This is a genomic window from Alicyclobacillus herbarius DSM 13609 (assembly GCF_000430585.1).
Classification (GTDB): Bacteria; Bacillota; Bacilli; order Alicyclobacillales; family Alicyclobacillaceae; genus Alicyclobacillus_G; species Alicyclobacillus_G herbarius.
Genome location: NZ_AUMH01000041.1, coordinates 1 through 9876, shown reverse-complemented (window position 1 = coordinate 9876; position 9876 = coordinate 1). Strand labels below are relative to the sequence as shown.

The following is a 9876-nucleotide window of genomic DNA, read 5'->3' as shown; positions in this document are numbered from 1 at the left end:
ATCATCGCCAACAACAGCGCCTGTTCACTGCGCTGATAGCGGGCGAACAGCTCTGTGGAGAACTTCCCGTTACGCAGCCGTGGCACCCGCAACACCAGAGTACCCACACGGGTCGTGATAGCGTGGGGACGGGTCCCATTCCGGTACCCCTGACGGTCCTCAGACCGTTCGTAGGGCTCTGCATTCAACTGCTCCGTGGCCTGGGCCTGAAGGACCTGGTTCAGCACCTGCTCCAACAGCCCGGCCACCCCCTGATCCTCAGAAAATAGGCCTTTTAAAACTTCATCGGACAGGGTAATGTTGTATTGTGCCATCTCGCATACCTCCCAGTAGATTGGTGCTGGACACACTCATTCTACCAGAGAGGGGCGGGATGGCACCTTTGCATTATGTCACCCAGCCGGCCGGCTGATTTTACACCAATTATATGGACTCAACTTGATGCGCTTGATGCCTGCTGCACGATGATCAACTGATTCAGCGTTGGCTTGCACGAACCAAAGAAGTTGCCGATCCAAAGCGGATTATTTTGGCTTTGGTTCTCGCCTGTAGCCTAAACGCCTATTTGAAAGCGCGACTGCGTACTACCGAAACTCATACTACGAAGTCTTCCGAAGAGATTCAAGCAAATGAAATCGCCTGTTGGACGTCATCGAAGAGTTGGAAAGCAAGAAACGGAAAGGCCCAACACAGGAACACTTTCCGCTGGAAGGCAAGTGCGTGCTGGTCGTCGGCGACGAATCACACGCAGCGGAATACCGAACGATCGTGGAGGCACAAGGGGCCGAGTTTGACTTTCTTCCAGGGTTTAAAAAAGATCGTTCCACCGCGTCCAAACTTGCTGCGGCCGATGGCATTGTGTTCATAACCGCTTATGCGAGCCACATCAAATTTCACGCCTTAAAGGCGACGGAGAAGTGCTCCGTGCTGGTGTCGCAGGCGGGCCTTGGTGCGTTTTCGAAGGGCATAGAAGAACTAGGAAGGAAGTTTATGCAGGAGGAGACGAAAATGCTAATGGCCAAGTAGTACACCTGGTATAATAGATTCGACCCATCAAAAGATGGCTGGCGTACTTGTCGTCGGTCGACACCCCCTCGGCAGTATCGTGGGGCGATGCGGTGTCTCCTTGTCGGAGGACCGAGGGGGTGGGAGTTGGTGCGGTGGTTCCGTATTCGGTTGTTTCTCGTACCGACCGGGCACGTGATGTTTCCCTGGTTCGTGAACGTCGAGATCACCATAAAACGGCGATAACCGGTCCCGACCGACCGGCTATCTTGTAGAACCAATTGCTTATCAACTCCGACAGAGCGCCACATCGTCCGTCGGAACCCTGCCAGTGAGCGCTGGCGGGGTTTCTTTTGTTATCCCCAGTATACCCGAATCGTTAGAGTTATACCACACCGACAGCCACTCCGCGTAAAAGTTGGCCACCTTCGGAGTGACTGTCCTCTGCACTCAATCGGCCCGAGCGTTTGGTGCTGCAGGCCCCGCCCTACTGCCCGTCGGGATACCCTGGCGGGCAGTATTACATTTTGCGTTGCTTTCAGTTACAAGAAGCGATGGTCGAAGCCGCACGCGCAGCCGCCCGAACTAAGACTACGTATCTTTCCGTAAAATACCACCGAATAGCCGCCCGCCGAGGGTCGAAACGTGCTGCTGTCGCCGTTGCACACTACATGCTCATCATCGTGTACCATCTGTTACGTACGAAATCGGAGTGCCGAGATTTGGGCTTCAACTATCAAGAACTGAAGAACCGAGACGCAGTAATCCGGCGCCATAAACGACGGCTAGAACAACTGGGGTTAAAAGCGACCATCGAAGAAGCATCGTAAATGAATTCCATATAATTTCTTACCTCCTGATGAAAGGATAATGCGAACAATTTTTTCTCATTTTCACGGTAGTAGACCCTATGTAGTCTTTTTATCATATTCTTATTTTTGATGATACTTGACATGTATGTGTATATTGTACTACAATTTTATATATAAACAATATTTTATTTAGGAGTTGATAACCGTGAAGAGAAGCAGTTTGGTCAGATTTGGTTTGCCGGTCGTTGTAGCGGGAAGCATGTTTGCGTTTTCAAGTATACCTGCCTTGGCTGCCACAAAATACTCCTTCGACATTACAGTCCCGGCTGGAGGCTATGTCACCTATAGCAACAACGAGACTGCCCCTGCAGGTCAAATGGGCGGAGCAGAAGTGCAATCTGAGGGGAACCCGTTTGGGGGACTCGGGCTACCTCTTCACGGGAATATTGTTAAGGTGGATCATTCCAACTGGAGCAATTCAACTTCAGAAACATTATCGGTGGGGTATTTTGAGCAAATGTGGAAAAACACAACTGGATCTTCTCAGAAATGTTGTTTGGCTTTATGGGAGACATGGGACGGCATCGTGAGTATTGAAGCACATGGATATTGGATTCCATAACAGTTGGAATAATAGGGGACCGACACTACACAAGGGTCAATCGATGTTTCTTCTTCGTTTGGCCCTTATGTAACAGGGATGGGTAAATAGCATGTTATTATTAAACGAAATCAAGAGAATCGTTACAAGGTGGAATTTTATTGCCTCAATACTTTTCGTTCTTGCCATTCAGGCATTTGGATTTTGGCAATACATAAAATCCTTCTCCGGAAGTATCAGTCATTCCAATGCAAATGAAGCAGTATTTTATACCTATTTTGCAACTCAGTTGTTTCTTCCTTTGTCAATTGGCTTGCTAGTTGGAGACACGGTAGCGTATGATCGCTCGTCTGGAATGATACGCCTTTTGTTGTTTCGAATTTCACGACCTAAATACGTTTGGTATAAAGCGGTCTCAGCAGGTGTCATTTCTTTTTTGACTACATTCTTTTCTTTGTCTTTAAGCGGGATTCTAATATGCATATTTTTGCCTCATGTTGAATCGGCATCGAATGCCAGTCCCTATACGAGTTCTGCCGTACATTTTCTCCCTGGGCTATTTTGGAACAACATCTATGAGTATACAATACTCTCATCAGGGTATACATCATTTTGTGCTGTGTTTATGGGTACACTTAGTGTTTTTGTGGGGGCGATACAGAGGAATACTCTCATAGCCGTGGCATTCCCTTGGTTTGTTTATATTGGTTTGAGTGTCATCGGAATTTCAATTGGAATAGGTCAGATAGCACCATTAGCCTGGTCCACCGTAGTAGAGTACTCACCCGCTATCCAAGGATCTCCTTGGGTTCCTCCTTTAGTGTGGACAATTGCCTCTGTTATCATAGCGGTGGTGGCAGGGAATTACATCAGGAGGGATATTGTTGACTGAACAACCCGCTGTGTATGTAGAAAATTTAAGTAAGTCGTTTCGTAAGCGACAAATTCTCAATAACGTTAATCTCTCAGTTCCCAAAGGAGAATGCTATGGAATCATAGGACCCAACGGGTCAGGGAAAAGTACCTTATTGAGGTGTCTAACGGGATTGGTCCGTCCAAATTCTGGTGTGGTTACAGTCCTTGGGACGGAAGTGTTCCCAGCTCGAGTATCTTTACCTAAGGGAGTCGGAGCTTTGATCGAAACCCCCGGATTTATGGGGAATATGTCTGGGAGAAATAATTTGAGATTTCTAATGTCTATTTCCGGTAAGGTTGACGATAAAAAGATCGACAAAATAATGCAAACTGTTGGGCTAGATCCATATAATCCCCAGAAGGTCCGTTCATACTCAACCGGAATGAGACAAAGACTAGGAATAGCACAAGCGATACTGGATGAACCAGAACTATTGCTGTTAGACGAGCCTCAACATGGATTAGATCCAGAAGGAATAATTGAAATACGTGAATTGCTGAGAAACTTCAATCGGCAAGGCACAACAATTTTGATGGTGAGTCATCAATTGGAGGAAATAGAAGAATTGTGCAGAAGGGTATATCGCATGCATGGTGGCACGCTGAGTGAGGTAAAAAAAGCTGTTACGTTAGATATGCAAAAAGATCGGGGTGAGCCGCATTGAATAAGTTGTGGCTCTTCCAATTACGCAGGATGATTCGTCAATGGAAGTGGATTTTATATTTTGTAATTGTCTTGTTTACTGGATTTAACAAGGCACATATCCTGTCGGAAAAGACTACTCAAGCTACTCCGTGGGATGTACTTTGGCTATGTTGGAATGATCTGCACTTTATCACTTTACTGGTGCTTCCTTCCTTTATGTTGTTGTGCGTAGATACCTTTATTCGTGACAATCAAGACAATTACTTGACCACTTATTATATGCGCGCAAGGTCAAGAACTGTAGTCTGGACAAGTATTTCCGTCTCGACCTTGATATTATCCGCCATTGCTGTAGTTGGCGCCAGCTTAGTGATATTTTTGATCAGTATTTTCTATTTCCCCTCGCTACACTTCCATGTTCTGTCTCAACATGCACAAGTGCTCTTTGGGAATGGAATTGGCGTAGAACCCAATCTGAACACTAACGCACTTTGGGGTAGCACGCCGTTAGTTATTGTAGGCCTGATGCTTTTCTTCACATTGATGGAATTTTGGATTCTGTCATTGTTTATAATCGCCGTCACCATACGCGCTAGACAACGGTACCTTCCCATATTTATCGGCTTAATCGTTTCTGTAATCGGCAATGCTGCAATTTCACAAGTTAATCCTATGATACTCCCCACCAGTCAATCAATGTTGTATTTACACAGTCCGTTTATTGTTAACTATGCTCTCATCAATAACCACGTCATTAAGGTGCCTGGGACATTTATCCAAAGCATGTATTTTTCTTTAGTCTATCTATTTGTTATGGCTATACTTGCGTTTCTCTTGGGAAGATTGCTTATAAATAATTGCAATTTATCTTCTGAGCGTGGAAATGTGTAATAAAACTCGAGAACGAAAGTTTGAAAGTGCTCTCCGAGGGGGACCGTGATTAAGTGACTAAAAGCGGTTGCCGGTCAGAATTGAGGGCCACTCTAGATATGGACGTTCAAGCCTTGGAGAGCCTTGCAGGCACCTAACGGCAATTCCAGGCGGCTCTTGCATCTTAGTTCCCGAAAACCGAGGTGGTGCGGCAAGCCTGGGCAAAATTCCGTAAGTGGAGACACGTTCCCAACAACCTCCTATTTCCAGGTGAACGGTCAAAGTGGGACAATTGAACAAACTCCTGCCCGCACATTCCCCTTCCTAGGCGCGTCAGCGCCAGGAGGGGGTCAAGCGGGCGTTTTTTAGTTCTTCCCCTGCGATTCAATATATCGCTTGACCACCTCCAGGCTTGCATGTCCGACACTTCCCACGTAGTATGCGCGGTGCCAAAAGACCGGTTTCCAATAGAACTTGCAAAGGTGTTCAGCATATTTGGCGCGGATTCGTCGAGAACTCGCCGATTTGAGATTGTTGATGAGCGTCGAAATTTGGAGTGCCGGATGGATTTCAATCAACAGATGCACGTGATCGGCTTCGCCTCCAAACTCGATCAGTCTGCAACGCCATCCGGTCAGAATGTCCGAAAAGATGTGCCGCAAATCCTCCAACATCGAAGGTGTGATACATTTGCGCCTGTATTTCGTCACAAACACCACGTGCAGGCGAAGGGCGTACACCGCGTGATTGGATGCCGAATTTTTCATAGTAGAATCTATGATAGGTACGAGGAAGGGGGTCAACGGGATGATTGGCTACCGGTTTCGACTGTATCCGACCAAGGAACAGGAAAAGATTCTGCTTCGCTGGATCGGATGCCAACGCGTGATCTATAACGCCAAGGTTGCAGAAGAACGGTACTTTCGTACGTTCCGCAATCATCTTGTTGAGCTGACCGGTATGCCTATCCCAGTTGACCAAACCTACGCGCAATTTGTGACTGAGACAACCGCTTTTTTGCGCGACGTTCCAAGTGTTGTCCTGCGAAACGGCGCGGCCTTGTGGAGGCAAGCCTATCTGCGCTATCAAAGAGGACTTGCAGAGCGGCCTAAATTCAAACGAAAGAGCGGCGAACAATCGGTTTGGCTTACGTCCGAGGTGTTTTCGTTCCAGCCAGTCGTTGATTGGCAAACGGGCGATGTTCTGCGATACCAACTCATCGTCGGCACCAAGAAGTTTCCCGTCGGCGAGTTGGTTTATTGCGCGCATCGACCGCACGGCATCCCGGCTTCCATTCACATCAAAGTGAGCCATGGGCGTTGGTACGTGTCGTTCTCTTGTGACGACGGAACGTGCTCACCGGACGAAGCTGATATCGCCGCCTCAATGCGAACCCTCGAACAAGATGCGCTCCTCGAACGGACGCTCGGTCTGGATCGCGGAGTCGCAAAGCCACTAGCTACATCCGATGGCCGCGTATTCGACCTGTTGCCTGTCCAAAAGGCGCGAATCCAAAAGTGTCGCAAGCAAAAGGTCAGGTGGCAGCGCCGTGCCGCAAGGCGGCAGGACGGTTCGCGCAACCAACAGACAGCCTATGCGAGAGCTTCGCGGTATGACGCCTACGAAACGAACGTTCGCTGGGACTATGCGCACCAGACAAGCCATCGGCTGGTCGCGGATGACCGCTATGAACTCTACGTGTTCGAGGACTTGCTGATCCAGAACATGACGAAACGCCCGAAGCCAAAGCAGGACGCTAAAGGACGCTTTGTTCCAAATCGAGCAAGCCAAAAAGCAGCACTCAATCGGGCGATCTTGGCATCCGCCTGGGGGCAAGTGCTCACGTTTACGCGATACAAGGCGCAACGCACGGGTAAGTTGGTGGTCGTGATTCCGCCCGCCTACAGTTCACAGGCGTGTGCCGTATGCGGCTACACGCATCCAGACAATCGGCAGACGCAGGCCGAGTTTGTCTGCTTACGCTGTGGACACCGGGCGAACGCGGATCACAATGCCGCGATCAACATTGCCCGGCGGGGCGTCGCAAAGATTGTGTCCGGCGAGTTTGAGCGAGAACTCGAAGAGGCGAAGGCCAAAGTCAAACGCGTTCGACTGCGCAAACTAGGGTCGGAACGATCCGAAGTTACGCCTGTGGAGAGTCCTCTGGTGGGGCCTGTGGGGACACAGGCTAGCCATGGCTCGGAGAAGCAGGAAGTTCCGCTGGAGACGGCGGAAACCTCCGCCTAGGCGCGAAGCGTCAGGCGGAGGAGGTTCATTTCATATTTGGAGAGAGACTTCCCATCCCGCTGGCCAGCTGTGAGTCCTTTTGTCTCTCTGCTTTATATAAGGACCGTCAGTGTTGGTTCTGATTACAAGAACCGCGCGCGAAAGCCCACTCCTTTAGGGGTGGGATGAAGCGCGATATGGTACCATTTTCTTGGTGATTTCGGTGCACAAAGCCTATTCCTTCCGCCTCTATCCGACGAAAGAGCAGGAACAACAAATCTGGCGAACAATAGGTTGTTGTCGGTTTGTATACAATCACTTCCTCGCCCGTCGAAAAGAAGTCTACGAGCAGGACGGCACCACCTTGAACCAATACGCCTGTATGCGCGAGTTGCCAGCGTTGAAACAGCAGTACTCTTGGCTTCGGGATGTGGACTCCACGGCCCTGCAACGGGCGGTGGAAGAACTAGACGACGCCTTTCAGCGGTTCTTCCGGGAGAAGAAAGGCTACCCACACTTCAAGAGCAAGAAACACCCGAAGCAGTCCTATACGTCGAAACGCAACGGCCGAGAGGACGACAAAGCCACCATCCGTATCGAAGGTAACCGGATTCGGCTTCCGAAGGTGGGATGGGTGGAGTTTGCCAAATCCCGCGAAGTGCAAGGACGAATTCTCTCTGCGACGGTGCGCTTAACGCCTTCAGGCAAATTCTTTGTCTTAGTGTTGGTAGATACTGAGATTCCATCCTTGAAGCCAGAGACGACCGCCGTTGGCATCGACCTTGGGTTAAAGGATTTCGCCATTCTCAGCACCGGGGAAACGATCCCGAACCCCCGGCATCTGAGAAAACACAAAGAGAAACTGAAACGCTGGCAGCAGATTCTTTCCCGGCGGAAGTCCGGAGGAAAGAACCGCGAGAAAGCGCGGATGAAAGTGGCTCGACTTCATGAGAAGGTACGCAATGCCCGGATGGATTTCCTGCACAAGCTGTCCACTCGGTTGATTCGCGAGAACCAAGTGATCTGCCTGGAGGACCTGCGTGTGCAGAACATGCAGCAGAATCACCAGCTGGCCAAAAGTAGCTCCGACGCAAGTTGGTCGGAATTTCGACGGCAGTTGGAGTACAAGGCTATCTGGTACGGGCGGGAGGTAGTGATTGTGTCACCTGTCTTCCCTTCCAGCCAGCTTTGTTCCTACTGCGGACATCGAAACACAGGTACGAAAGACCTCTCCGTCCGACAGTGGACGTGCCCGGAATGCGGCGAGACGCATGATCGAGATGTAAACGCTGCGCGAAACATTCTACAAGAAGGGTTGCGCCTTTTGTCCGCCTGAGCGGGCTTAACCGTGGGACACACGGGGATAGCTTGGTGCCGCAAGGCAGAATCCTCAGTTGCGAGGATGCTTCCAAGAATCCCACGGCTTTAGCCGTGTGGAGTGTCAATTGAGTCGACAATGGAATTATGGTAAGTAAAAGAGAATTAATCTAGATGTGCGGCTCACATAATCAGTCGGGCTGAGTCCAAGCAGAAAATACCCAGAGAGCGGAATTTCTATCGATGACGATTCGATAGGATTCCGCTTTTTTGCGTCTCAAAACCAAGCCGGAAGCCCATATTTACTGGCGGACCAACTTGCATCGTTTTTGCATTTTTTCACGTCCACCGTCTGAGATGCTTGGACATGGGAGGTGAAACGTTTGGGGGCACCAACGAACAGCACGGATCCGTCTCAAATCGGGCTCAATACCCTGTCTAGCATGGGGATCCATCCGGTCAGCCTGAATGGGCTGCTCGGGAAGATCAACACCGGGATCGCAGAAATTTACCAGGGAGTGTCATCGTTCACGCTCACCTACGGCGGCATGTTTTTGGTAATCGCTGGTCTAGCCTGGCTGATTGGATGGAAGTTTCATGCTCCCACCATCGCGAATTGGGCTAAGCGGGTGGTGACGGGAGTCTTTATCGCCGAGATCATCATCGTGCTTTTGCCCCAGGTTTACTTCAGCTTCTTAGGTTTTCTCAGCCACATGTAACAGACGAGGAGGGATGCAAGCTGTGTACCGACGTTTCAAAGAAACCATTTTAGTCCTTCCAGGCATCCGAGGCATCCTGGCTCTATTCACGCTGTTATCGACTTGGATGCTCACGGCGCAAATGCAAGTCTTCGCATCGACCGGAACCGATGCATTCAACAAAGTCGTAGGGAAAACTGTGTCACAATCCACCATCATCACCGACATCAGGAACGTGGCTGTGGGCGTTTTCGGCATTCTCGCGGCAGCTGCGGCCGGGTTTGGAATGGTGTTCATTGCCCTCGGAGGTATCGCCCTGATCCATGGAGGCGCTACGCGCAAACAAGAGGGCATGGAAAAGATCCGTAACGGGGCAATTGGTATCGTAGTGGCTTTAGCAGCTGGCACCATCGCGGCCTTGGCCGCTTGGATCGCCACCATGTTTGGAGCCTAAGAACGAAAGTATACTTGCCCCAGAGTCAACCCAGACAGAAGGGATGGGTTAAGATGAAGTAGAGGTGTTTGTGATGCCGGGACGTAAGTGGACAGTGGACGAAAAGATGAACATCGTGCTCGAGGGCATGATGCCCGGTGCGAACATCAGCGAGGTTTGTCGGCGGCATGGCGTGGCCCAGAGTCTGTATTACAGGTGGCGTGAAGCATTCCTGGCTGGTGGACGGGCTGGACTTCAGTCCGGACCCTCTACGAGGGAGCAGGAGCTGGAGAAGGAGTTGCAGGAGGCTCGGGCTAAGATCGGTGAACTTACGATGCAGGTGGATGTGTTAC

Annotated in this window: 12 protein-coding genes; 10 read left to right on the top strand and 2 right to left on the bottom strand. The window is 50.1% G+C overall.

Translation table 11 applies throughout. The annotated features are described in order from the left end of the window. Window positions 1-314, bottom strand: a 314-nt coding sequence (locus H522_RS0115985; RefSeq protein WP_026963089.1) for an IS256 family transposase, incomplete at its 3' end; no start/stop codon positions are given. 328 nt (window positions 315-642) lie between these two features. On the opposite strand from H522_RS0115985, the gene H522_RS0115980 reads away from it, so the two are divergent. The 5 genes from H522_RS0115980 to H522_RS0115965 all read left to right on the top strand — a co-directional run bounded on the left by H522_RS0115980 (window position 643) and on the right by H522_RS0115965 (window position 4870). Next, window positions 643-1026, top strand: a complete 384-nt coding sequence (locus H522_RS0115980) for a DUF2325 domain-containing protein (protein ID WP_026963088.1) — start codon at window positions 643-645, stop codon at window positions 1024-1026. Between the two features lie 996 nt (window positions 1027-2022). Further along, entirely contained in the window at window positions 2023-2439 is a 417-nt protein-coding gene (locus tag H522_RS21655; protein ID WP_155836505.1) for a hypothetical protein, read from the top strand. 91 nt (window positions 2440-2530) lie between these two features. After that, the gene (locus tag H522_RS21650; RefSeq protein WP_155836503.1) at window positions 2531-3310 is read left to right on the top strand and encodes a hypothetical protein; all 780 of its coding nucleotides are present in this window, start codon (window positions 2531-2533) and stop codon (window positions 3308-3310) included. Then, window positions 3303-3998 carry an ABC transporter ATP-binding protein gene (locus tag H522_RS21275; protein WP_162143522.1) on the top strand — a complete coding sequence of 232 codons (696 nt, stop codon included), beginning with the start codon at window positions 3303-3305 and terminating at the stop codon, window positions 3996-3998. Before H522_RS21650 ends, H522_RS21275 begins: the two co-directional genes overlap by 8 nt. Next, a complete protein-coding gene (locus tag H522_RS0115965) occupies window positions 3995-4870 on the top strand; it encodes a hypothetical protein (protein ID WP_026963087.1) in 876 nt (291 codons plus the stop codon). Before H522_RS21275 ends, H522_RS0115965 begins: the two co-directional genes overlap by 4 nt. Window positions 4871-5214: 344 nt before the next feature. Here the strand turns inward: H522_RS0115965 and tnpA are convergent, their stop codons facing one another. Next, window positions 5215-5616 carry an IS200/IS605 family transposase gene (gene tnpA, locus H522_RS0115960; RefSeq protein ID WP_026963086.1) on the bottom strand — a complete coding sequence of 134 codons (402 nt, stop codon included), beginning with the start codon at window positions 5614-5616 and terminating at the stop codon, window positions 5215-5217. Window positions 5617-5656: 40 nt separating this feature from the next. Between tnpA and H522_RS19970 the strand changes: the two genes are divergently transcribed. From H522_RS19970 to H522_RS0115935, 5 genes are all read left to right on the top strand, one after another. Continuing rightward, entirely contained in the window at window positions 5657-7096 is a 1440-nt protein-coding gene (locus H522_RS19970; RefSeq protein WP_051344368.1) for an RNA-guided endonuclease InsQ/TnpB family protein, read from the top strand. A gap of 202 nt (window positions 7097-7298) precedes the next feature. Further along, window positions 7299-8411 (top strand): IS200/IS605 family element RNA-guided endonuclease TnpB, encoded by a 1113-nt coding sequence (tnpB, locus tag H522_RS0115950; protein ID WP_026963085.1) that lies wholly within the window; start codon window positions 7299-7301, stop codon window positions 8409-8411. 364 nt (window positions 8412-8775) lie between these two features. Then, a complete protein-coding gene (locus H522_RS0115945; RefSeq protein ID WP_026963084.1) occupies window positions 8776-9111 on the top strand; it encodes a hypothetical protein in 336 nt (111 codons plus the stop codon). A gap of 22 nt (window positions 9112-9133) precedes the next feature. Beyond that, complete coding sequence (locus tag H522_RS0115940; protein ID WP_026963083.1) at window positions 9134-9544, top strand: hypothetical protein; 411 nt, start codon at window positions 9134-9136, stop codon at window positions 9542-9544. A gap of 73 nt (window positions 9545-9617) precedes the next feature. Beyond that, window positions 9618-9876 (top strand): transposase (locus H522_RS0115935; protein WP_026963082.1); only part of this gene is annotated, 259 nt, incomplete at its 3' end.

Bases quoted from the DNA above. Each gene is read 5' to 3' on its own strand.
- tnpA (WP_026963086.1), bottom strand. From the start codon at position 5,616: ATGAAAAATTCGGCATCCAATCACGCGGTGTACGCCCTTCGCCTGCAC.
- H522_RS19970 (WP_051344368.1), top strand. From the start codon at position 5,657: ATGATTGGCTACCGGTTTCGACTGTATCCGACCAAGGAACAGGAAAAG.
- H522_RS21650 (WP_155836503.1), top strand. From the start codon at position 2,531: ATGTTATTATTAAACGAAATCAAGAGAATCGTTACAAGGTGGAATTTT.